Below are 21,558 nucleotides of genomic sequence, written 5' to 3' on the forward strand. Positions count from 1 at the left end.
GCTGTCATGAGTGTCCCTTCCATGCCAATTAGCCTGATGTCACATGTCTATCGGAAGGTTCTGCCTGTTGTCCATAAGGAGCTTGCATATTGGAAGGGCCGGGCGAAAGCAATTCCTGATCCGGAGTTAAGAAAGCAGGCTCTTGCCAGCATTGAACATAAAACCTTCCACTGTGAAGGCGGAGCTATTATGTCATTGATGGCAATGGAAAAATATGAACAAGCGATTAAGTTCATTGTCGCTTATCAGACAATCAGTGATTATTTGGACAATCTTTGCGACCGGAGCACATCGCATGATCCCGGAGATTTTGCGGCACTTCATGAGTCAATGGAGGATGCCCTGGATATTGACGCAGAAGGGAAAAATTATTATCGGCTGAGAAGTGAGCAGGATGATGGAAATTATCTTGCAGATTTAGCAGCATCCTGCAGGGAAGTGCTGTCGAGTCTCGAGCAATATTCCCATATTAAAAGACATCTGCTTGAATTATGCCGTTACTATTGTGATCTGCAAATACATAAGCATGTTGCAGTCGAAGAACGAGTACCCCGCCTGCAAAACTGGTTCGACCAGTATCGTTCAGATATACCCGAGATGGAATGGTATGAGTTTTCTGCCTGCTCGGGTTCGACACTAGGGATTTTCTGCCTTGTTTCCTACGCACTGAGAGATGATTTTAAAGCGGAGCATGCGGTTAATATAAGAAATGGATATTTTCCTTACATCCAGGGCCTCCACATTTTGCTTGATTATCTGATTGATCAGGAAGAGGACAAGGCCGGGGGAGACTTGAATTTCTGCTTTTACTATGAAAGCGAAGAGAGATTGTTTTCGAGATTGAAGCACTTTGTTGCAGAGGCAGACAAGCATACGGAAAAGCTGCCTCATAAACATTTTCATAAACTGATTAATCGCGGCCTGCTGGGGGTCTATCTCTCTGATGATAAGGTCCGGAAGCAGCGGAATGTCAGAAGATTAGCCAAAAGCATGATCAGGACAGGCGGAATGGTGAGCTATTTCTTTTATGTGAATGGAAGAGCTTACCGGACAGTGCAGAAGGTGATGCCTTCTGGTTTTGCAAAAGTCTTTGTGAAATAAGTAAAAGCCTGCAATTTTTTTGCAGGCTTTTACATTATATTAACGTTTCTCAATAGCAACGATAAACGGCGGGTTATTTTTTTGATTAATAAACTGATACTGCAAGACATGGACGAGGCTTTGATCCAGCTGCTTGACATATCGGAGCAGGTAATCGCGCTCAACAGCACCTTCAATATGGCCGTGATAAATCACCAAAAGAATTATCCCTTCCGGAGCCATCAGTTCCAGGAGCTGATCGATCGCAGAAATGGTTGTCTGAGGACGGGTGACAATATCTTTATCGCCACCGGGCAAGTAACCTAAATTAAATATGGCTGCCGTTATTTTTCCATGGTGGACAGGCGGTACATTCTCGAGAATGTGTTCATGACCTGTATGGAAAAGAGTAGCCCTGTCTGACAGTTCGTGATCAGCCAGGCGTGTTTTTGTATTCAGGACAGCCTCTTCCTGAATATCGAATCCGTAAACTCTGCCGTTTGACCCCACCAGATCAGCCAGAAATACGGTATCATGTCCGTTGCCCAGAGTGGCATCAATAACGATATCCCCAGGTGATACTGCTTTCTCAAGCAGCTGTCTTGCATATGGCAAGATTCTTTCAAGCTTCATGACAATGCCTCCACTTCGCTTGGATTGTAAAATTTACCTTGCCAGCTGTTTCTTCGCTTTAATTCTGCATCAATGCCATTAAGGACTTCCCACTTATTAACACTCCACATCGGCCCAATCATCAAGTCGATTGGCCCATCACCGGTGATGCGGTGTACAATCATTTCCGGCGGTAAAATTTCCAGCTGGTCACAAACTAAATTTATATATTCATCAAGAGACAAAAACTCAAGCATGCCTTTTTCAAATTGTTTAACCATCGGGGTTCCCTTCAATAAATGAAGGAGATGGATTTTAATTCCCTGTACATCCAGCTTCGCAACCTCCCGGGCGGTTTCCATCATCATTTCCGGCGTTTCAAGCGGAAGCCCATTAATAATGTGGGAACAGATGCGGATTCCGTGTTTGCGGAGCTTGTTTACTCCCTCCACATAGCACTGATAATCATGTGCGCGGTTAATTAAAAGGGCAGTTCTTTCATGTACAGTCTGCAGTCCAAGCTCTACCCAAAGGTAAGTCCGCTTGTTAAGCTCTGCCAGATAGTCAACTACATCATCAGGCAGGCAGTCGGGGCGGGTCGCAATAGACAGCCCGACAACCCCTTCCTGCTCAAGCACCCGCTCGTACATATCACGAAGCACTTCAACAGGGGCATGTGTATTTGTAAAAGCCTGAAAATAGGCCATATATTTTCCGTCTTTCCATTTATGATGCATTTTTGTTTTGATTGCATTAAACTGTGTGTCCAAATCATCAGTGCGGTTCCCGGCAAAGTCTCCAGAACCGGCGGCGCTGCAGAACGTACACCCTCCATGTGCGACCGTGCCATCTCGGTTTGGGCAATCAAAGCCCCCATCAAGTGCCACTTTAAAAACCTTATGGCCAAATTCACTGCGTAAATGATAATTCCATGTATGGTACCGTTTATTATCGGATGCATATGGAAAAGGATTTGCTTTATCCACAATCATCCCTCCTTAATCAAAGAGTAATCTATATGGTGAAAATCATTATGAATGCTTTCATAAAATTAATCTTATCATGACGCAAAACCTTATAAAAGGGGAATTGGCAGGAAATACAGTGGTAAGGATTACGGAAAATTGAACAAACTAATTCATGAAGCATGCAAGCTTCTAGACCCATTCTTCAAGGAGGGGAACATACAATGGCAACCCGTGAATCGATGGATACACTTATTCAGCAGTGTGAGGATGCAATCCGTTTTGCGCAGGAGCAGTTTGAATCGGGAAGAACGCAGGAGCATTATAATGATTTCGAATACTCCAATGCACTTCAGTCCCTGGAAGCTGCCTATAATGATATAACCCAGATGGCCCACAGCGCCAACTCCCAGCAGAGGGAACAGCTTCACCGGATGAGGCTCCAGCTGCAGCAGCTCCAAAATCAGATGATAATTCTTCCTCATTAAGGAGTGGTTCACAGATGGTGAAAAAGCGTTCAAAACAAAACAATCCGGAACAAAAGACCCGCAATGGCGCCAATAGCCAGGATGTTGAATTTGGCCGGGATTTTGATATGGTAAAGCAGTCGAAAAAGAACTATGAGAAATCAGGCGGTCAGCCTGTTAAATCAAAATTCCATCCTGAACCGGAACAATCTTCATAAATAATTGTGGCAAGGCCCCGATCCACCGAGGATCGGGGCTTTACTTTTTAAACGAAAAAAAAGAAGTATTCTGTCTATTAAAATCGATTGAAAACCTATTGCAAGGACAGGAAAAACCGACTAAAATTATTTTGGATTTCGAAATAGTGTCCGGGAGTTAATGTACCGGCTAAACATAAAAAATACCGAAAAAGGGGCGTTATCTTATGCCGCGGACCTTGTGGCTTTTAATTATTGGGATGGCAGTGAATGTAACCGGATCTTCTTTTTTGTGGCCTCTTAACACAATCTACATCCATGACTACTTAGGGAAATCCTTATCGGTAGCCGGCCTGGTTCTGATGGTGAACGCAGCAGCCAGTGTCGCAGGAAATTTAATAGGGGGAAGTCTATATGATAAAATAGGCGGCTATCGTTCGATTCTTCTTGGAATTGTCATTACGGTAATGGCGCTCCTGGGCTTGACCTTTTGGCATGGCTGGCCTGCATATGTGGTGTTCCTCACATTTGTGGGATTTGGATCCGGGATTGTTTTTCCTTCGATGTTTGCAATGGCAGGATCAGTCTGGAAAGAAGGAGGCCGCAAAGCTTTCAATGCCATCTATGTAGCCCAGAATGCCGGCGTTGCCATTGGTGCTGCTCTTGGAGGTCTTGTAGCCTCGTACTCTTTTCAATTAATTTTTCTGGCCAATACTGTCATGTATATCCTTTTTTTATTGATTGCAGTTTTTGGCTACCGGGGAATAAACACAGTTTCGGGTCAGCAGACCTCCATCCTTCAGGAAAATGGCATGGTTAAAAATCATACCAAGCTTTATGCGCTGCTCATATTATGTGCGGGCTATTTATTGTGCTGGGTTGGATATGTCCAATGGCAATCGACTATTGCCGCCTATACCCAGGAGCTGAACATTTCTTTAAAGCAATACAGTTTACTGTGGACTATTAATGGAGCCCTGATTGTTTTAGGACAGCCGGTTATCAGCGCAATAGTAAAATGGTTTAAAACATTAAAGGTTCAGATGGTGGCGGGAATGGTTATATTTATTGGCTCGTTTGCTGTTGCGGCGATCGCAGAGCAGTTCTCCGCATTTGTCACAAGCATGGTTATTCTGACAGTAGGCGAAATGCTGATATGGCCAGCTGTTCCGACCATTGCCAACCAGCTTGCTCCTAAAGGGAGAGAAGGGTTTTACCAGGGAATCGTAAACAGCACAGCTACAGGCGGAAGGATGATCGGTCCTTTACTGGGGGGGATTCTGGTTGATCTTTATGGAATCTCCATGCTGTTTGCTGTATTAATGGTTCTATTTGTTTTTGCCATTCTGACGACTCTTGTATATGACCGGAAATTAAAGGAGTCTAAAGAATTGGCGCATGCTTCATAACAATAAGCGAAAGAATGAAACCTGCAGTTTTGAGCTGCAGGTTTTATAGTTTCAAGTAATTAATTTAACCTGCGCCTTCAAGAGAGTTCTCTTTTTGGGTAGCGCAAAATACAACCTCATTGAAGAAGCTTTTCAGAATCAGCCATCTCGCCGGATAAGAATGGATAAAGTCTTCAAGGACCTCTTCAGAATAAAGAAGCAGGATATCCAGCTCTGCTTTCTTTTTCTTCAAATCATACAATAGGGCATGTGGAATGGTGTAGTAGTCGTTCAGCTGCCATTGATTCAGCTTTACTGAATAAATATTATGGTTTTCAATATAGGATTCCAATGCCTGTTTTTGCAGCTGAATACATTCTTCTTTGGACTTGTTTAAGTACTGCCAATGAGGATTGATCATATATATGCCTTTCAGCTGAAGCACCTCCCATGTCTGCGCGGATTACTAATGGTATGGACAGTAAAAGCAAATGGAATACCTATTGAAATGAATTTGTTGTCAGAAAAATATGATAAAATAGTGTTTACTATATTCGAATGTTCAAAATGAGGGGATCAAAAATGAAAAGTGCATTATTTGATTTGCCTGTTCAAATGGTTGAAACCATTGTAGAAAACGCCTTTGGATGGCTTGTCGTTGTAAATAAAGAAGGAACGATCATTTACATCAATAAAAATTATTGCGATTTCCTTGAGGTGGAGAGGGAACAGGTTCTGGGGAAGCATGTATCGGGGGTTATTGAAAATTCACGAATGCATATAGTGGCAGAATCAGGAAAGGAAGAAATTGCGGACCTGCAATTTATAAGAGGCAACTATATGATAGCAAACCGCATTCCCATTTTTTCTGATGGCGAGGTAATTGGCGCATTCGGGACGGTTTTCTTTAGGGATACAAAGGAATGGATGCAGATGAACAGCCATGTAAAGAGCATGCTCACAAAAATCCAGAGCTATATTCAGGGAATTGATCCAAGTGTAAAATACAGCCTCGATGATATATTAGGAAGCTCAAGCCAGATTCACAGCCTGAAAGAAAAGGTGAAAATGGTGGCAGCCAGTGACATTTCCGTTTTAATCCGCGGGGAAAGCGGGACCGGCAAAGAACTGTTTGCCCACAGCATTCATCAGCTAAGCAACAGAAGCCATCAGCCATTTGTAAAAATTAACTGCGGGGCCATTCCTGAACATCTGCTGGAGTCTGAACTGTTTGGCTATGAAGAGGGAGCTTTTACAGGGGCGAAAAAGGGCGGCAAAAAAGGAAAATTTCAGCTAGCAGATGGAGGAACCTTGTTTTTAGATGAAATCGGGGATATGCCGCTTAATATGCAGGTGAAGCTATTGCGTGCCCTTCAGGAAGGCGAGATCGAAAGTGTTGGATCGACTGCTCCGGTTAAAGTGGATGTCCGGATTATTGCTGCAACTAACAGACCGCTCGAAAAAATGATGGAGGAAAAGCGTTTTAGGGAGGATCTATTTTATCGGATTAATGTAGTGCCGTTCATGGTTCCTTCTTTGCGCGACAGGATGGAGGACTTACCGCTTCTAATTGACAGCTTTATCAAGAAAATAACGAAAAAATCGGGAAAGCGAATAAGTGCAATTGAAGAGGAAGTCATAGAAAAGTTCCATCAATACAGCTGGCCCGGAAACATCAGGGAGCTTGAAAATGTAATAGAAGCATCTATTCACCTGACAAGCAATGAAACTATCACGACAGAATCATTGCCGGATTATATGAAAGAAACTGCTGTATATCCGGTTGGAAAAAAGAATCTGAAGGATATTCTTGAGGAAACAGAGAAGCGGATTCTGTCACAAAGCTTGAGCAAATATAATAATGACCGAATAGCAGCAGCAAACGCTCTTGGCATCAGTAAATCGTCCATGTACGAAAAGTTAAAGAAATATGGAATTGTATAGGTGTAAAAAGTCCAGAAATCCGGAATGCATTCCAAAATTCTGGACTTTTTTGACTCTAGGAATCATTAATGCTGATAGCCCTCTGTTAGACGGAATTATCTGAAAACTATTCTATTAAATTGGAGGACTTGCTCCCTGCCCGTTCCAGATTTCCGGAAAAATAATTCATTAAATGTTCACCATTCCCTTCACCCAGGAAGTATTTTATGTTGGCACACTTCTTGCATTAATTTTCAGAAGAAGTTATTTTTCTATTTTTGAAAACGCTTGCAAGAGGAGGGGTGACAAGTTTATTTTCTTATATTTAAAACAAAGGGGGAAATGAAATGCTAAGTATGATTGGGTTAATAGGCGGGCTTGCACTGCTGATATACCTGACGATGCGGGGAATGAACCTGCTGGTGGTCGGTCCATTATCTGCGCTGTTTGTAGCTCTTTTTAGCGGTATGCCTTTATTTCCGCAACTGGCAGGTGAAGGAGAGGCTAACTTGGTCGGGAACTATATGTCCGGCTTTTCGGGATTTGTCACATCATGGTATCTGATGTTCCTATTGGGTGCTATTTTTGGAAAGGTAATGGAGGATAGCGGTGCAGCTGACAGTGTATCCAAAATGGTCGTGGATAAGCTTGGAATGAAATATGCCGTTCTTGCCATAGTCGCTTCCTGTGCCATTTTAACTTATGGCGGAGTCAGTTTATTCGTTGTCGCCTTCTCTGTGTATCCGATGGCGTTGAGTTTATTTAAGCAGGCAAATCTGCCGAGAAGATTTATCCCTGCAGCACTGGCTTTTGGATCTGTAACATTTACGATGACTTCTGCAGGTTCACCTGAAATTCAAAACTGGATTCCGATTGAATTTCTTGGAACGACTCCATATGCGGGCTGGGAAGTCAGCTTAATTGTGGCTGTGTTCATGATGATCTTCGGCTACTGGTGGCTGAAGCGAATGATTACCAAGGCTGTAAACAAAGGAGAAACGTTTGAATCTCGCAAGCAGGATCCTGTAACAGAAAATAAGGATTTACCGCATCCAATTATGGGTGTTGTACCATTGGCTGTCGTTTTAATTATTTCCTTCGTTTTTCATGATTCACTTGCACAATCTGCACTTATTCTTGCCTTGCTGGGTGGAGTCATTGCCACATATCTATTGAACCGAAAGTATTTCACTAATTTCTGGAATGCTGTGTCTGATGGAACATTAGGTGCATTGATTGCTATAGGTAATACGGCTGCTGTCGTTGGGTTTGGCGGCGTAGCAAAAGCAGTGCCGGCATTTGCCACAGCGGTTGATTGGATGACGAGCATTCCTGGCAGTCCGCTGATAGGCGGTGCCATAGCTGTAAGTGTGATCGCAGGGATGACTGGGTCAGCTTCAGGCGGCCAGGCAATCGCCCTGCCAATTCTGGCCCCGCATTATATGGACATGGGCGTTAATGCAGAAGCCCTGCACAGAACGGTTGCCATTTCTTCCGGAGCCCTGGACTCGTTGCCGCATAATGGCTATGTTGTTACCACAGTACGTGCAATCTGCGGTGAAACCCACCAGGCAGCATATGGAGCAGTAGCTGCTGTTACGGTAATTGTCCCGCTTATCGGAGTTGCGATTGCTATTATCCTGTTCTCACTTGGGTTGGGAATCTAATTTCAGCAGGGGCTCTTAAAATTGAGCCCCGGTTTTGTTTTTGAAAGGAGCTTATTCATGGTACAAAATAAAGTCGTTTTTATCACTGGTGCAGCGCAGGGAATTGGATATGAGATTGGTAAGAGATTTGCTGAACATGGCGCGAGAATTGTTCTGACAGATATTCAGGAGGATGCCGTGAAAAAGGCTGCAGAAAACCTGCAGAATGAAGGTTTTGAAGCGCTTGGGCTAAAATGTGATGTGACATCAGAGTCTGATATACAGGCGGCCATCAATGAAACTATCAGCCGATTCGGTGCTTTGGATGTACTGATCAATAATGCAGGGCTGCAGCATGTTTCCTTTATTGAAGATTTTCCCACTGAGAAGTTTGAATTTATGATCAAAGTAATGCTGACTGCTCCATTCGTGGCTATAAAGCATGCGATGCCAATCATGAAAAAACAAAAGTCAGGCCGGATACTGAACATGGCTTCCATTAACGGGCTTGTGGGGTTTGCTGGCAAGGCAGCATATAACAGTGCCAAGCATGGCGTCATCGGCCTTACAAAAGTAGCGGCACTGGAGGCTGCTGAACACGGAATTACGGTTAATGCCATCTGTCCGGGCTATGTAGACACACCACTCGTAAGAAATCAGCTGAATGACCTAGCTAAAACAAGAAATGTACCCATCGAAAAAGCACTGGAGGAAGTCATTTATCCATTAGTCCCGCAAAAAAGGCTGCTGACGGTGGAAGAGATAGCAGATTATGCGATTTTTTTGGCCGGTGATGCAGCTAAAGGAATTACGGGCCAGGCGGCAGTTATTGATGGAGGCTATACAGTTCAATAAAGGCATGCGCATAGCAATTTTTAGAGAGGGCAGAGAATGGCCCTCTTTTTCTCATGTCCAGTAATGCGAATAAAACCTTTGAAACTATGGGTATATTGTTGATACTGAAATGATGGCAGATAATTGGTGGAGATATTGTGTATTTATTATTGGTTGTACTTGTTTATGTTTTTTTTGCCTGGAAATTTGTTGATTGGAAAAGATGGAAAGAATACTATCCAACTGTCCAATTTTATATCATTGCCAACTTTCTATATAATTTTTTATTTTATAATCATACCCTATGGGCCTATAGAGCAGTTACGCTGGATTGGCTGAATCACACGTTTATTGAAATCACCTTCACTTTGTTGATTATTCCAGTCGTCGTCATGATTTACCTTCGCTATTTTCCGGAAAAAAATCTAAAGAAAAAGATTTTTTATATTGGCGTGTGGATCGTTTATTTCTCAGTGCTGGAGTATTTGTTTTCTAAAAAGGGATTGTTTGTTTATGATAATGGGTGGAATTTCTGGTGGTCTGTGCTGTTTAATCTCATCATGTTCATCATGCTGCGAATGCATTATAAAAAGCCGGGAATCGCTATGGCAGTTTCGCTGCCCATCATTGCGATTCTATTATGGTTCTTTCATCCGCATCTGATTGATTTGAAATAATGAATTGAATGGCTTCGTAAACTTTTGCCCTAAAGAAAGTGAAACATGGTGCACAATTTTAAAAGCCTTGCATATTCTAAGTATTAAATTCCTGTCAGGATAAGCCTACTTGCATCCTGGCGGGAAATTTATTACAATAGTCATATTCTTATACTAAAATGCTTAGATAAGGAGCAGTAGTGGTGCAGCGCCCGTTTTAAGAGAGTTGACGGCAGGTGCAAGTCAGCCGGGCACATCATGAACTCGCCTTTGAGCAGCAAGTGTGAAATACCAGTAATGCTTGCCGTTTTCCGCGTTAAGGATGAATGAAGCGAGTGACATGTTCACTAATGTGGGTGGTACCGCGGGAGATTTATACATAATCCTCTCGTCCCTTTTTTGGGATGAGGGGTTTTTTATTTTTTTTAGGCTGTCTCATAAGACATGTTTCTTACAGACTAAGTTTAACTTTCTGAATTGCTTTCCACTGCGGAAAGCAAGTGTCCGCAGCGGAAATCAAGTGTCCGCAGCGGAAATCAACGGGCATTATTCATAAGCTAAACAACGGTTTAGAAGGAGAGAGCCTGATTTTACTTTCATTAATAGGAGGAAACAAAAATGAGTTTCAATCATCAGCAGATTGAAAAAAAGTGGCAAGGCCACTGGGAAGAAAATAAAACATTCAAAACAACTGAAGATAAAGGCAAGCGCAAGTTTTATGCGCTTGATATGTTCCCATATCCTTCAGGCGCTGGTCTTCACGTTGGCCATCCGGAAGGATATACGGCAACAGATATCCTTTCCCGCATGAAGCGCATGCAGGGCTATAATGTCCTTCATCCGATGGGCTGGGATGCATTTGGCTTGCCTGCAGAGCAATATGCACTTGATACAGGGAATGACCCGGCAGAATTCACAGAACAGAATATCAACACCTTCCGCCGCCAGATTAAGGCGTTAGGCTTCTCCTATGACTGGGATCGTGAAGTAAACACAACAGACCCTGAATACTATAAATGGACTCAATGGATCTTCTTAAAGCTTTATGAAAAAGGGCTTGCTTATATCGATGAAGTAGCTGTTAACTGGTGTCCTGCACTTGGAACAGTACTTGCAAATGAAGAGGTTATCGACGGAAAAAGCGAGCGCGGAGGCCATCCTGTAGAACGCCGCCCAATGAGACAGTGGATGCTGAAAATTACGGCTTATGCGGATCGCCTGCTTGAAGATCTTGATCTATTGGATTGGCCAGAGAGCCTGAAAGATATGCAGCGCAACTGGATCGGACGCTCTGAAGGAGCAGAAGTGACATTCAATATTGAAGGTCATGATGGCACATTCACTGTTTTCACAACACGTCCTGACACATTATATGGTGCAACATATGCAGTACTTGCTCCAGAGCACGCGCTTGTTGATAAGATCACAACTGAGGGCCAGCAAGAAGCAGTTCAGGCTTACATTGACAAAGTAAAGAGCAAGAGCGATCTTGAGCGGACAGATCTTGCTAAAGAAAAAACGGGTGTCTTCACTGGTGCGTATGCGATTAATCCGGCCAACGGCGAAAAAATGCCGATCTGGATTGCAGATTATGTTTTAGTCAGCTATGGAACGGGTGCCATCATGGCGGTTCCGGCACATGACGAGCGCGACTATGAGTTCGCCAAGCAATTTGATTTGCCTATTAAAGAAGTCGTTGCTGGCGGAGATGTTGATAAAGAAGCATACACTGGCGATGGCGAGCATGTAAACTCAGGTTTCCTTGATGGATTAAACAAAGAGGACGCTATTGAGAAAATGATTGCCTGGCTTGAAGAAAAAGGTATTGGCACTAAGAAGGTTACTTACCGTCTTCGTGACTGGTTATTCAGCCGCCAGCGCTATTGGGGCGAGCCGATTCCAGTCATCCACTGGGAAGATGGCACAATGACTGCCGTGCCGGAAGATCAGCTTCCATTAGTGCTTCCAAAAACAACGGAGATCAAACCATCCGGCACTGGTGAGTCACCATTGGCCAATATCGATGATTGGGTTAATGTAGTGGATCCGGAAACTGGCAAAAAAGGCCGCAGGGAAACGAACACAATGCCGCAATGGGCAGGCAGCTGCTGGTACTACCTTCGCTATATTGATCCAAAAAATAGTGAAGCTCTTGCAGATCCCGAGAAATTAAAAGAATGGCTTCCGGTTGATATATATATTGGAGGAGCTGAACATGCGGTTCTTCACCTTCTATATGCCCGCTTCTGGCACAAGGTCCTTTACGATGTGGGAGTTGTCCATACGAAGGAACCGTTCCAAAAGCTATTTAACCAGGGTATGATTCTTGGGGAAAACAATGAGAAAATGAGTAAATCAAAAGGCAATGTCGTTAATCCGGATGAAATCGTAGAGAGCCATGGTGCAGATACTCTTCGCCTGTACGAAATGTTCATGGGGCCGCTTGAAGCTTCCATCGCCTGGTCTACAAATGGATTGGATGGCTCTAGAAGATTCCTTGACCGCATCTGGCGTTTGTTTGTGGAAGAGACTGGTGAATTAAGCCCGGGAATTCAGGACATTGATGAAGGCAGCAGTCTTGAAAAGGTTTACCACCAAACGGTGAAAAAAGTAACTGAGGACTACGAAGGACTTCGTTTTAACACAGCTATTTCTCAAATGATGGTATTCATCAACGAAGCTTATAAAGCAGATGTGCTTCCAAAAACTTTTGCAGAAGGTTTTGTTAAAATGCTTTCACCAATCGCTCCTCATATTTCAGAAGAGCTTTGGTCAAAATTCGGCCATGATGAGTCCATTGCTTATGAAGCCTGGCCGGCATTTGATGAAGCCAAAATGGTGGATGACGAGGTCGAAATCGTTATTCAAATCAACGGCAAAGTAAAAGCGAAACTAATGGTACCGGCCGATGCTAAAAAAGACCTGTTGGAGCAAATCGCAATGGGTGATGAAAAAGTAAAAGAGCAAATTGACGGAAAAACTGTCCGTAAAGTTATTGCAGTACCGGGCAAGCTTGTAAACATCGTTGCAAATTAAGTTATATGAGATGAAACCACCTCTAGTTGATCAGGGGTGGTTTTTTTGTATTTGTGTTAAAGAAACTTCTCATTTTTTTTTTTTGTGCCATATAGGGTATTATAGGAGTGGCAGCATTAGCAGATGCAAAGTGCTATTTAAAAAGATTTCCGGAAAGGGTGTTAGAATTGGATCGTATTGAAGAGATTACCACAGATGAATTGCAAAAAAAGCTGGAGGCTGGAGAGAAGCCCGAGCTTGTAGATGTTAGGGAAGATGAAGAGGTGGCATCCGGAATGATTCCTGGAGCCAGACATATCCGCATGGGCACGATTCCTGAGAATCTTGATAAATTTGATAAAGACACTGAGTACATCATTATCTGCCGCTCTGGCGGCCGCAGCGGAAATGTTTGTCATTACTTGCAGGAACAAGGATATAAGGTTCGCAATATGGCTGGCGGCATGCTGGACTGGCAGGGGAAAACAGAATAAATTACAAACGGGGCCAATTAGGCTTCGTTTTTTTTTGGAATGTTATTTTAAAAATTCCGAAAATTGTCCAAGCTAGTAAAAAATACTGGGAGGAAAGAACTCTATGATTAAGGTAAAGTTATTCGATCATGAGCATGAAAAAGACCTGGAAAAGGATATGAATCATTTTCTGGAGAAAATTGAGGAGAAAAAACTTCTGGATATCAAATATAATGTGGCCGCAGTGCATGAGGATGAAGACGAACAGATTTATTGTTTTACTGCCATGGTTATATATAGAGCCTAATGTATTCTAATGCATCAGGCTCTATTTTTATTACACGGTATGTGCAGATACAGCTGCGTTTAATCCGGCTAACCGGCCTGTTACAAGTGCCGAAGTGATATTGTAACCGCCTGTGTAGCCATGGATATCCAAAATTTCTCCGCAGAAGAAAAGACCTTCCATCATTTTTGAAGCCATTGTCTGCGGTTCGATTTCTTTGACGGAAACACCTCCGCCGGTCACAAAGGCTTTATCGAGAGGCAAAGTGCCGTTTACTTTAAACTGAAAAGATTTGCAGCCCTTAACAAAGCTTCTGATTTTTTCATTGGAAATAACAGCCCCTTGCGCAGATGGATCAATTCCGTTCTGCTCAAGAAGAAACAAAAGATACCTTTCCGGAAGAAGCCCTTTTAATAGGTTTTTAATGATTTTTTTCGGTTCTTCTTTAATCTTTTTGGACACTTCCTGAAAAAGAGGTTCTTCCTTTGTATCCGGGAGTGCATCCAGGTTCATGGTTACTTCTTTCAAATTCCACTTCTTCATCGCTTTCACCGCATACTGGCTGCAGCGCAAGACCGCCGGGCCGCTAATGCCGAAATGGGTGAAAATCATATCCATCCGATGCGTTATGAGCGCTTTTCCTTTAGGGTTTAGAACACTAAGTGCCACGCTTCGGAGCGACAATCCCTGCAGCGCTTTTTCTTTAATAAAGCTCTCTGAAGATGTCAGCGGGACCTCAGTTGGAAAAAGCTCTGTAATTGTATGGCCTGCTTTTTCCGCCCATGCATAGCCGTCTCCGGTTGAGCCGGTGTGAGGGACTGATTTTCCTCCGACGGCTATCACAACAGAGTCTGCTTCATAAACATCGCCTGTTTTTAATTCTACCGATTTCACCCTGCCATTTTCATAGTGAACATCCTGGATCGGGCTGTCTGTTTTGATATCGACCTTCAGTTCCCTCAGCCTTAAAATTAAGGCATCAACAACCGATTGCGCTTTGTCGGTAACGGGAAACATCCGCCCGTGATCTTCCTCTTTCAGCTCAATTCCCAAATTCTCAAAGAAGCGGATAATATCTTCATTGCTGAAGATGGAAAATGCACTGTACAAAAATCTCCCATTGCCGGGAATATGCTTAATGATTTCATCTACTGGGAGCCTGTTTGTGACATTGCACCGGCCTCCGCCGGAAATGGCAAGCTTCCTGCCAAGCTTGTTTCCTTTGTCAATGAGAAGGACCTTTGCCTTCTTTTCCGCAGCACCGATTGCTGCCATCAATCCCGAAGGACCTCCGCCTATCACTATTACATCATATTTCATGGTTTCACCAACTTATCTAAATTCGCTAAGTAAACAATAGATTCATTATAAATCAAATATCCTATTTCTAAAAATAATCCTTCATTATACGGTATTGCAAGTGGAATTTCCCCGGCAAGAAGAGTACACTACAAATAGTGTGTCTAAAAAGATAGAAAAATGACGAACGCAGCTCGGCATTCATATACAGTTCTAGATTACTGCGCAGCTTTTTTAAGGAAGGGATTATATGTCATCTAAGCTTTTAAAGGGAACCTTCATCCTTACGCTTGGCACCATTATTTCGAAGGTTCTTGGTTTGTTTTATGTTATTCCTTTTTATCAAATAGTCGGTAAGGAAGGGACAGCCCTTTATTCCTTTTCGTATACACCTTATACAATCTTTATTAGTATCGCAACTGCAGGGGTTCCGCTGGCAGTTTCAAAGTTTATCTCTAAATATAATGCAATAGAGGAGTATGCTGTCGGCAGAAAGCTGTTCAAGTCAGGTTTGGTGATCATGACGGCAAGCGGAGTCATCTCCTTCCTGCTCCTGTTCTTCCTTGCTCCAACGGTTGCCGAAATGACCCTGGCAGGGGAAGATGTGGAGGTAAGTGTTGAAGATGTAACAACCGTTATCAGAGCAGTATCATTTGCCTTGATTATTATTCCCTTCATGAGTCTGATAAGAGGATTTTTCCAGGGGCACCAGTCCATGGGGCCTACTGCGGTTTCACAGGTGGTGGAGCAGATTGTCCGCATCCTGTTTGTGCTTGCGGGTGCATATGTCGTTTTAAATGTTATGGAAGGCTCTATCACTACGGCAATCAGTGTCGCAACTTTTGCTGCCTTTATAGGAGGACTCGGTAGCCTCGGGGTGTTATTCTGGTATTGGTATAAGCGCAAGCCGCATTTGGATAAAATGCTTGAAGAAGATAAAGGAACAGTGGACATCTCTCTCAAGGGAATATATAAAGAAATCATTCTTTATGCTGCACCTTTTGTGTTTGTGGGTCTTGCAAATCCGCTCTTTCAATTCATCGATCAGATTACATTTAAAAGGGCGATGGACGCTATTGGCGAAGCAGGCAATGCTGTAGCAGCCTTTTCTGTTCTGAACTTTGAGACCCATAAGCTGGTCATCATTCCTGTCTCACTTGCCACAGCCTTCTCGCTGACACTTGTGCCGAGTGTGACGAAAGCATTCATGGAAGAAGACCGGGCTGACTTAAACCGCCAGCTGAACCAGACGTTCCAGGTGCTATTATTTCTGACTCTTCCTGCCGTGGCAGGATTGTCCCTGCTCGCAGAGCCCATTTTTACTCTATTCTATGAGCATAAAGATTTGGGTACTGAAGTGTTAAGAACTTACGCACCGGTAGCGATTCTCTTTGCTTATTTTTCGGTAACAGCAGCCATTCTGCAGGGAATCAATGAACAGCGTTTCACCATTTTGGGTTTGCTGACAGGCCTGCTTGTAAAGCTGTCATTGAATATTCCGCTCATAAAAATGTTCGAAACACAGGGAGCCGTATTTGCAACTGCACTTGGCTATATTGCGGCGATCTTAATTAACCTGTATGTAATAAAAACATATGCAAAATATCCATTCAAGCTTGTCTTAAGACGAGGTACGCTGATTGTATTATTTACTGCATGCATGTACATTGCTGCAGGCTTGGTTTATCAAATTACCACCAGCTTCTTATCGCCTGCATCCAGTGTCGGGGCTGTCATTATTGTCATCATCTGCGCAGCAGCAGGAGCCGGAGTCTATTTCTACCTAAGCTTCAGAACAAAACTAATCTATCTCCTGTTCGGATCAAGGGTTGATAGAATGCTGAAGAAATTAAGACTGAAAGCATAAAAAATAAAAGGTCTCCATGATGGGGGCCTTTTTAAAGAGGAAGTTTGTAAAAGCTTTCGCTCATTCAGAAATATTTCAGAGGAGGGTCATTATGAGAATAGACAAAATGCTCGCCAATCTCGGCTACGGCAGCCGCAAGGATGTTAAAAAGCTATTAAAGGATGGAGCAGTAACCGTTAATGATGAGAAAGTAAAGGATCCAAAACACCATGTAGATCCTGAACAGGATGCCGTTGTCATCAACGGCGAAAAAGTTGAATACAAGGAATTCATTTATTTAATGATGAACAAACCGCCTGGCGTCATTTCCGCAACAGAGGACTCACAATCTGAGACCGTGGTGGACCTGCTCGAAATGGAAGATCTTGTGTTTTCTCCTTTTCCGGTAGGGCGTCTCGATAAGGATACAGAAGGGCTTTTGCTGCTTACGAATGATGGCCAGCTGTCCCATCGCCTGCTTTCACCCAAAAAACATGTCCCCAAAACCTATTTTGCAGTCATAGACAGTGAAGTTACAGCAGAGGATATAGCCGCATTTCAAAAAGGGGTTATATTGGATGATGGCTATGAAACTAAGCCTGGGACATTAAAAATTCTTAAGTCCGGCATCACCTCTGATATAGAATTAACAATAACAGAAGGCAAGTTCCATCAAGTGAAAAGGATGTTCGAAGCTGTGGGAAAAAGAGTCATTTACTTAAAGAGACTTTCCATGGGCCCGCTCGAGCTGGATGAGACATTGGAATTGGGAGAATATCGGGAATTGACGGAAGAAGAGCTTGATAAGCTGATGAATTATGAAGTGGGATAAGACAGAAAAATCGCCCTGAGAGCAGGGCGATTTTTTATTTATTATGCTGGTTTTGCTTTGAGTATTAAGATGACATCTTTACTTTCTTTTGAGTAATAGTCCATTTGCCTCTGCTCGGACTCTTAACCAAGTCATTGTAGGCGAGGACATTTAAATCTCTTTGAATGGTGCGAGGAGTGATGCCAAATTCCTCTACAAGCTCCTGAGTTGTTACAGTTCCGCGCTTACTTATAAACATGTAGACGGATTTTACACGGTTTAACATCCGGTTAGTTGAAGGTTTCAAAAAACCACTCCCTATCCTTTTTTCAAACCCCATGGCAATTTTCTGCAACCGACAGCTACATTGAAGGTTAACCTTCAATCGTATGTAGTTTTCTTTTCCCCAGACAACCCCTTTATACTCTTGTTTTTAGTCAAGATGTCATACCTCTGACTATATTGTAACGTTATTATCTGATTATTTCTACTTCAAGGTTAAAATTTTACAAAATATTTATAATGGTGCTTCTTTTTTTAGTCTTTGCGTTCCCCCTTTTTTTAATGTATGTTTAATTCCCTAAATTACTGCGATTAAACTTCGATGCGAAAAGCATTATTTACTATACCTTATGGCAGAAGGGGTTTGTAATATGACAGAAAATTCTAAAATATGTTCTGGATTTCCCTATATCCTAAAATATGTTTTTTGATTATAATCAATTGGTATATTTATAAGTAAGATTGAAAGGAAGAAAAGTTATGGAAGCTCACACTCTGAGAGATCGCCTGGTATACCCGAAGGAAAGTATTTATTTTGCATTTGTTGCCTTATTTAGTATTGTGTCTTATATTTTTCTCGCATTTTCTATTATTGGGATTGTTATTATTTTAACTTTGATCCTTGTATCTCTCTTGTTCCATGGGATTATGATGGGCGGCATCAGAAGAAACGGGGTAAGAATAAGTGAGAAACAGTTTCCGGAGATTTTTGAAAAAGCAGTAATGACTGCGAAGGAAATGGGTCTGCAGGATCTGCCGGATATTTACGTAATTGAGTCTGAAGGGGTTCTAAATGCCTTTGCCACCAGATTTTTCAGAAGAAATATGGTTGTCTTATATTCTGGTATTTTTGAGCTGGTTGAGCGGGGAGCTGAAAAGGAAGTGCTGTTCGTCCTGGCCCATGAGTTCGCTCATTTAAAAAGAAAACATGTTATCATAAGTCTCCTGCTCCTTCCTGCTATGTGGGTTCCATTCCTGGGGAATGCGTACCTGAGAGCTTGCGAGTATACATGTGATCGTTATGCTGCCTTTTATATAAAATCCTTTGAAGCATCAAGGGATGCTTTAACCATGCTTGCCATTGGAAAAGACCTTTATCCTAAGGTCAATAAACAGGCATATATGGAGCAGCTTCAAACTGAAACCGGATTTTTTGTCTGGCTGAATGAAAAACTATCCACGCATCCGCACTTGCCAAAAAGAATATATGCCCTATCGAAGTTTTTTGCCAATGAATCTACAATTGAATTAAAAGAACCGAAGGGCAGAGTTTGGATTGGTGCAGCAGTGTCAGTCCTGTCTTTGACGATTTTATCCGCAGGACTCTGGTTTGGTTTTAAAACACTTGAAAAAATGGATTTATGGACTGAAACGGTTATGGGGATTGAAGGTGCCACCGCACTAATGAACGCAGCGAGCGAAAATGATACTGACATGGTTCACACATTATTGACTGATGGTGCGGATATTGAGGAAACAGATGCAGACGGCACTACTGCCTTACATTGGGCTGTTTCTTATGGCCAGTATGACAGCGCTGCTCTTCTGCTCGAAAGTGGGGCTAACCCTAATGTGATCGATAACTATCAAACCTCTCCTTTAATGAGTGCAGTGTTTAATGATGATATTGAAATGGCTGCGCTGCTTCTGGAGTATGGCGCTGATCCCTCTGTGAAAGATGCCGAGGGCTATACAGCCTATGATTACGCAAAGGACTTTGAAAATATAGAATTAATGGAAATCCTCCAGCCATAAAAAAACTGCCTCTTTGAAGGGGCAGTTTTTTTATGACTTTAAAAAATATTAAATTAGTGCAAACTTTTTCCTGTGATATTCGTATGTATAGTCAGGAGGAGAGAAAATGAATCTATTAAACGTGGAAATTGCATCTGCAGGCTATGAAAATGAAAAACCGATCATCCATAATATTCGATTTGATTTGCAGGAAGGGGAATTAATCGGCCTTATAGGGCCAAACGGCGCTGGAAAAAGCACAACGATAAAAACGATTCTGGGATTGATAGAGCATAAAAAGGGAGCAGTGGAATTTAAGCAGGGAGTGAAATATTCCTATATCCCGGAACGGCCTATTTTTTATGATGAGCTGACACTGTGGGAACACCTGGATTTTACAGCGGCAGTGGAAGGATTGCCGGAATTCCATTATAAGAAGAAAGCAGAGGAGCTCTTAAAAGAGTATAATCTGTCTGAACACGCACACAAGTTTCCCGGGACCTATTCAAAAGGAATGCAGCAAAAGGCTATGCTGATACTTGCGATGATTGCAGATCCGGATGTCTATATCATTGATGAACCGTTTATTGGGCTGGATCCTAATGCAATGAAACTGTTTCTGGAATCAATTGATCGGGAAAGGCAAAGAGGCGCAGGCATTCTCATGTCCACGCATGTTCTGGATACGGCAGAGAAAGTATGCAGCCGCTTCTTAATTGTGCATGAGGGGCAGTTGAAGGCTTCAGGCACATTATCTGATATCAGGCGGCAATGCGGTCTTCCCGCTGGGTCACTTTATGAATGTTTTCATCAGATCGCAGAGGGGAACCGCAATGAAAAATAATTCTCTCTTTCTCAGAAGGCTAATAGACAGCTGGAGTTATCAGTTTGGTATTTTCCGTTCCATTGCAGATTGGACCATTATGGTCTATCTCATTGTTCCGGGAACTGTCATCTTAGGAATGATCTATCGCTCCTGGTGGCTGGAAACTCCGGAATGGATTGCTGGCCTGCCATTGTTTCTCCTGTTCTTTCTGTTCTATATTTTTTCATGGGTGGGAAATTTCCGTCCATTTGTATTAGAGGCAGATAAGGTATTTCTGGTGAAAAATAAGACCCTCTTTATGGGAATGAGAAAATGGGGATTTGTTTATTCATTATTTTTTCAAGCAATGGGTACAGCAGCGATGATTGCTGTTTTTCTTCCCTTTTTAAAGAATAGATATCTTTTGGAATGGAACCAAATTGCTGTCTTCCTGCTCTTTTTCATCTCACTGAAATGGTCTATTATGATAGTTTCTTATTTTTTGAAAAGGATTGAAGGGAAATTAAAAAGATATGTGATCACTTTTGCTCTGTTTGTACTCTTAAGCTGGTTCAGCCAGCTTGTATATTCACTTTGGTCTATCGGTGCAGACTTTCCGGTGATAATAGCATCAGCAGTGCTGCTTTCCGGTGCATTAATAAGAGCTTCCCAGATGCTGAAAAAAATCTCGTCCTTAGAATTTGAGGTTATGCTTGAACAAGAAGAAAAAACAAAGTATATAAAATGGATTTTTATGATGGCTCCTGATCTGGAAAAGCCCGTTGTTTCAATGCGGACAAAACCGCTATTATTCAGAAACTCCAGACGGATCTTTAATAAGAGAACACCCATAACGGGACTGGCGGAATTATTTTTAAAGATTTTTATTCGAAACCCCTCGTATATTTTCGGTTATTTTCAAATCATTTCCGTGAGCGCTGCCGGCATTCTTCTTATACCGCCTCTATGGATAAAAGTGATTGTATCAGGTGTCTTTCTTTTCCTGATGTATTCTTGGCTCTCCCTTACTTGGGATAAAGCGATTATGTCTCATCCCTTTACTAAAAAATACAGTGAAAAGGATTTTTACTTTACTTCGAGAAATAGAACCGTCTTAGCCCTTTTCCTCCTCGCCATTTTACTGTTAGGGCTGTTTTTAAGCGCCTCAACGCTCGTCTTGGCAAGGTTCAGCTTTCCTGATGCATAATAAATGTATGTTTCATTAAACTATCCCATGAG

The 21,558-nt window shown here is 42.5% G+C and carries 21 protein-coding genes and 1 other annotated feature; of the genes, 16 read left to right on the forward strand and 5 right to left on the reverse strand.

Annotation, left to right across the window (positions count from 1 at the left end; all coding sequences use genetic code 11):
* Window positions 1–6 precede the first annotated feature (6 nt).
* Window positions 7–1,101, forward strand: coding sequence for a tetraprenyl-beta-curcumene synthase family protein (locus BK139_RS18815; protein WP_076261973.1), 1,095 nt, complete (start codon window positions 7–9; stop codon window positions 1,099–1,101).
* A 39-nt stretch (window positions 1,102–1,140) separates the two neighbouring features.
* Here the strand turns inward: BK139_RS18815 and mnmM are convergent, their stop codons facing one another.
* Together mnmM and mnmL are read right to left on the reverse strand one after the other, a co-directional pair.
* On the reverse strand, window positions 1,141–1,713 hold the full coding sequence (gene mnmM / locus BK139_RS18820) for a tRNA 5-(aminomethyl)-2-thiouridylate-methyltransferase MnmM (protein ID WP_076261861.1): 573 nt from the start codon (window positions 1,711–1,713) through the stop codon (window positions 1,141–1,143).
* Window positions 1,710–2,678: a tRNA modification radical SAM protein MnmL/YtqA gene (mnmL, locus tag BK139_RS18825; protein ID WP_076261864.1), complete on the reverse strand. Its 969-nt coding sequence runs from the start codon at window positions 2,676–2,678 to the stop codon at window positions 1,710–1,712. The genes mnmM and mnmL overlap by 4 nt, the downstream gene beginning before the upstream one ends.
* A gap of 203 nt (window positions 2,679–2,881) precedes the next feature.
* Between mnmL and BK139_RS18830 the strand changes: the two genes are divergently transcribed.
* From BK139_RS18830 to BK139_RS18840, 3 genes are all read left to right on the forward strand, one after another.
* Complete coding sequence (locus tag BK139_RS18830; protein ID WP_076261866.1) at window positions 2,882–3,145, forward strand: YtzC family protein; 264 nt, start codon at window positions 2,882–2,884, stop codon at window positions 3,143–3,145.
* Window positions 3,146–3,162: 17 nt separating this feature from the next.
* Window positions 3,163–3,342: a glycogen biosynthesis protein GlgD gene (locus BK139_RS18835; protein WP_175609158.1), complete on the forward strand. Its 180-nt coding sequence runs from the start codon at window positions 3,163–3,165 to the stop codon at window positions 3,340–3,342.
* A gap of 206 nt (window positions 3,343–3,548) precedes the next feature.
* Window positions 3,549–4,730, forward strand: a complete 1,182-nt coding sequence (locus BK139_RS18840) for an MDR family MFS transporter (RefSeq protein ID WP_076261871.1) — start codon at window positions 3,549–3,551, stop codon at window positions 4,728–4,730.
* Window positions 4,731–4,794: 64 nt separating this feature from the next.
* Here the strand turns inward: BK139_RS18840 and BK139_RS18845 are convergent, their stop codons facing one another.
* On the reverse strand, window positions 4,795–5,130 hold the full coding sequence (locus BK139_RS18845; protein WP_286149057.1) for a hypothetical protein: 336 nt from the start codon (window positions 5,128–5,130) through the stop codon (window positions 4,795–4,797).
* A gap of 161 nt (window positions 5,131–5,291) precedes the next feature.
* Here BK139_RS18845 and BK139_RS18850 point away from each other — a divergent pair, with 161 nt between their 5' ends.
* The 7 genes from BK139_RS18850 to BK139_RS18880 all read left to right on the forward strand — a co-directional run bounded on the left by BK139_RS18850 (window position 5,292) and on the right by BK139_RS18880 (window position 13,563).
* A complete protein-coding gene (locus BK139_RS18850; protein ID WP_076261873.1) occupies window positions 5,292–6,653 on the forward strand; it encodes a sigma-54 interaction domain-containing protein in 1,362 nt (453 codons plus the stop codon).
* Window positions 6,654–6,979: 326 nt separating this feature from the next.
* Window positions 6,980–8,299, forward strand: a complete 1,320-nt coding sequence (locus BK139_RS18855; protein ID WP_076261875.1) for a GntP family permease — start codon at window positions 6,980–6,982, stop codon at window positions 8,297–8,299.
* A gap of 57 nt (window positions 8,300–8,356) precedes the next feature.
* Entirely contained in the window at window positions 8,357–9,133 is a 777-nt protein-coding gene (locus BK139_RS18860; RefSeq protein WP_076261979.1) for a 3-hydroxybutyrate dehydrogenase, read from the forward strand.
* Between the two features lie 137 nt (window positions 9,134–9,270).
* The gene (locus tag BK139_RS18865) at window positions 9,271–9,789 is read left to right on the forward strand and encodes a CBO0543 family protein (RefSeq protein WP_076261878.1); all 519 of its coding nucleotides are present in this window, start codon (window positions 9,271–9,273) and stop codon (window positions 9,787–9,789) included.
* 154 nt (window positions 9,790–9,943) lie between these two features.
* Window positions 9,944–10,167: a binding site (T-box leader), on the forward strand.
* A gap of 219 nt (window positions 10,168–10,386) precedes the next feature.
* Window positions 10,387–12,804, forward strand: coding sequence for a leucine--tRNA ligase (leuS, locus tag BK139_RS18870; protein WP_076261881.1), 2,418 nt, complete (start codon window positions 10,387–10,389; stop codon window positions 12,802–12,804).
* 167 nt (window positions 12,805–12,971) lie between these two features.
* Complete coding sequence (locus tag BK139_RS18875; RefSeq protein WP_076261981.1) at window positions 12,972–13,277, forward strand: rhodanese-like domain-containing protein; 306 nt, start codon at window positions 12,972–12,974, stop codon at window positions 13,275–13,277.
* Window positions 13,278–13,380: 103 nt separating this feature from the next.
* Entirely contained in the window at window positions 13,381–13,563 is a 183-nt protein-coding gene (locus BK139_RS18880) for a sporulation protein Cse60 (RefSeq protein ID WP_076261883.1), read from the forward strand.
* 30 nt (window positions 13,564–13,593) lie between these two features.
* Here the strand turns inward: BK139_RS18880 and BK139_RS18885 are convergent, their stop codons facing one another.
* Window positions 13,594–14,862 (reverse strand): BaiN/RdsA family NAD(P)/FAD-dependent oxidoreductase, encoded by a 1,269-nt coding sequence (locus BK139_RS18885; protein WP_076261886.1) that lies wholly within the window; start codon window positions 14,860–14,862, stop codon window positions 13,594–13,596.
* Window positions 14,863–15,091: 229 nt separating this feature from the next.
* Here BK139_RS18885 and BK139_RS18890 point away from each other — a divergent pair, with 229 nt between their 5' ends.
* Both BK139_RS18890 and BK139_RS18895 read left to right on the forward strand, forming a co-directional pair.
* Complete coding sequence (locus BK139_RS18890; RefSeq protein ID WP_076261888.1) at window positions 15,092–16,708, forward strand: putative polysaccharide biosynthesis protein; 1,617 nt, start codon at window positions 15,092–15,094, stop codon at window positions 16,706–16,708.
* 91 nt (window positions 16,709–16,799) lie between these two features.
* On the forward strand, window positions 16,800–17,519 hold the full coding sequence (locus tag BK139_RS18895) for a pseudouridine synthase (RefSeq protein WP_076261890.1): 720 nt from the start codon (window positions 16,800–16,802) through the stop codon (window positions 17,517–17,519).
* Between the two features lie 64 nt (window positions 17,520–17,583).
* Here BK139_RS18895 and BK139_RS18900 read toward each other — a convergent pair whose 3' ends face one another.
* Window positions 17,584–17,805 (reverse strand): DeoR family transcriptional regulator, encoded by a 222-nt coding sequence (locus BK139_RS18900; RefSeq protein WP_026041817.1) that lies wholly within the window; start codon window positions 17,803–17,805, stop codon window positions 17,584–17,586.
* 455 nt (window positions 17,806–18,260) lie between these two features.
* Here BK139_RS18900 and BK139_RS18905 point away from each other — a divergent pair, with 455 nt between their 5' ends.
* From BK139_RS18905 to BK139_RS18915, 3 genes are all read left to right on the forward strand, one after another.
* Window positions 18,261–19,535: a M48 family metallopeptidase gene (locus BK139_RS18905; RefSeq protein ID WP_076261892.1), complete on the forward strand. Its 1,275-nt coding sequence runs from the start codon at window positions 18,261–18,263 to the stop codon at window positions 19,533–19,535.
* Between the two features lie 106 nt (window positions 19,536–19,641).
* Window positions 19,642–20,358 (forward strand): ABC transporter ATP-binding protein, encoded by a 717-nt coding sequence (locus BK139_RS18910; RefSeq protein ID WP_076261895.1) that lies wholly within the window; start codon window positions 19,642–19,644, stop codon window positions 20,356–20,358.
* Window positions 20,348–21,526, forward strand: a complete 1,179-nt coding sequence (locus BK139_RS18915; protein WP_076261897.1) for an ABC transporter permease — start codon at window positions 20,348–20,350, stop codon at window positions 21,524–21,526. The genes BK139_RS18910 and BK139_RS18915 overlap by 11 nt, the downstream gene beginning before the upstream one ends.
* Window positions 21,527–21,558: the final 32 nt, after the last annotated feature.

The sequence above is a fragment of the Paenibacillus sp. FSL R5-0490 genome (assembly GCF_001956215.1).
Taxonomy (GTDB): domain Bacteria; phylum Bacillota; class Bacilli; order Bacillales; family Cytobacillaceae; genus Cytobacillus.

Excerpts from the sequence above, each read along its gene's own strand:
- BK139_RS18815 (WP_076261973.1), top strand. The coding sequence starts at position 7 with ATGAGTGTCCCTTCCATGCCAATTAGCCTGATGTCACATGTCTATCGG.
- mnmM (WP_076261861.1), bottom strand. The coding sequence starts at position 1,713 with ATGAAGCTTGAAAGAATCTTGCCATATGCAAGACAGCTGCTTGAGAAA.
- BK139_RS18830 (WP_076261866.1), top strand. The coding sequence starts at position 2,882 with ATGGCAACCCGTGAATCGATGGATACACTTATTCAGCAGTGTGAGGAT.
- BK139_RS18840 (WP_076261871.1), top strand. The coding sequence starts at position 3,549 with ATGCCGCGGACCTTGTGGCTTTTAATTATTGGGATGGCAGTGAATGTA.
- BK139_RS18845 (WP_286149057.1), bottom strand. The coding sequence starts at position 5,130 with ATGATCAATCCTCATTGGCAGTACTTAAACAAGTCCAAAGAAGAATGT.
- BK139_RS18850 (WP_076261873.1), top strand. The coding sequence starts at position 5,292 with ATGAAAAGTGCATTATTTGATTTGCCTGTTCAAATGGTTGAAACCATT.
- BK139_RS18855 (WP_076261875.1), top strand. The coding sequence starts at position 6,980 with ATGCTAAGTATGATTGGGTTAATAGGCGGGCTTGCACTGCTGATATAC.
- BK139_RS18860 (WP_076261979.1), top strand. The coding sequence starts at position 8,357 with ATGGTACAAAATAAAGTCGTTTTTATCACTGGTGCAGCGCAGGGAATT.
- leuS (WP_076261881.1), top strand. The coding sequence starts at position 10,387 with ATGAGTTTCAATCATCAGCAGATTGAAAAAAAGTGGCAAGGCCACTGG.
- BK139_RS18880 (WP_076261883.1), top strand. The coding sequence starts at position 13,381 with ATGATTAAGGTAAAGTTATTCGATCATGAGCATGAAAAAGACCTGGAA.
- BK139_RS18885 (WP_076261886.1), bottom strand. The coding sequence starts at position 14,862 with ATGAAATATGATGTAATAGTGATAGGCGGAGGTCCTTCGGGATTGATG.
- BK139_RS18890 (WP_076261888.1), top strand. The coding sequence starts at position 15,092 with ATGTCATCTAAGCTTTTAAAGGGAACCTTCATCCTTACGCTTGGCACC.
- BK139_RS18895 (WP_076261890.1), top strand. The coding sequence starts at position 16,800 with ATGAGAATAGACAAAATGCTCGCCAATCTCGGCTACGGCAGCCGCAAG.
- BK139_RS18905 (WP_076261892.1), top strand. The coding sequence starts at position 18,261 with ATGGAAGCTCACACTCTGAGAGATCGCCTGGTATACCCGAAGGAAAGT.
- BK139_RS18910 (WP_076261895.1), top strand. The coding sequence starts at position 19,642 with ATGAATCTATTAAACGTGGAAATTGCATCTGCAGGCTATGAAAATGAA.
- BK139_RS18915 (WP_076261897.1), top strand. The coding sequence starts at position 20,348 with ATGAAAAATAATTCTCTCTTTCTCAGAAGGCTAATAGACAGCTGGAGT.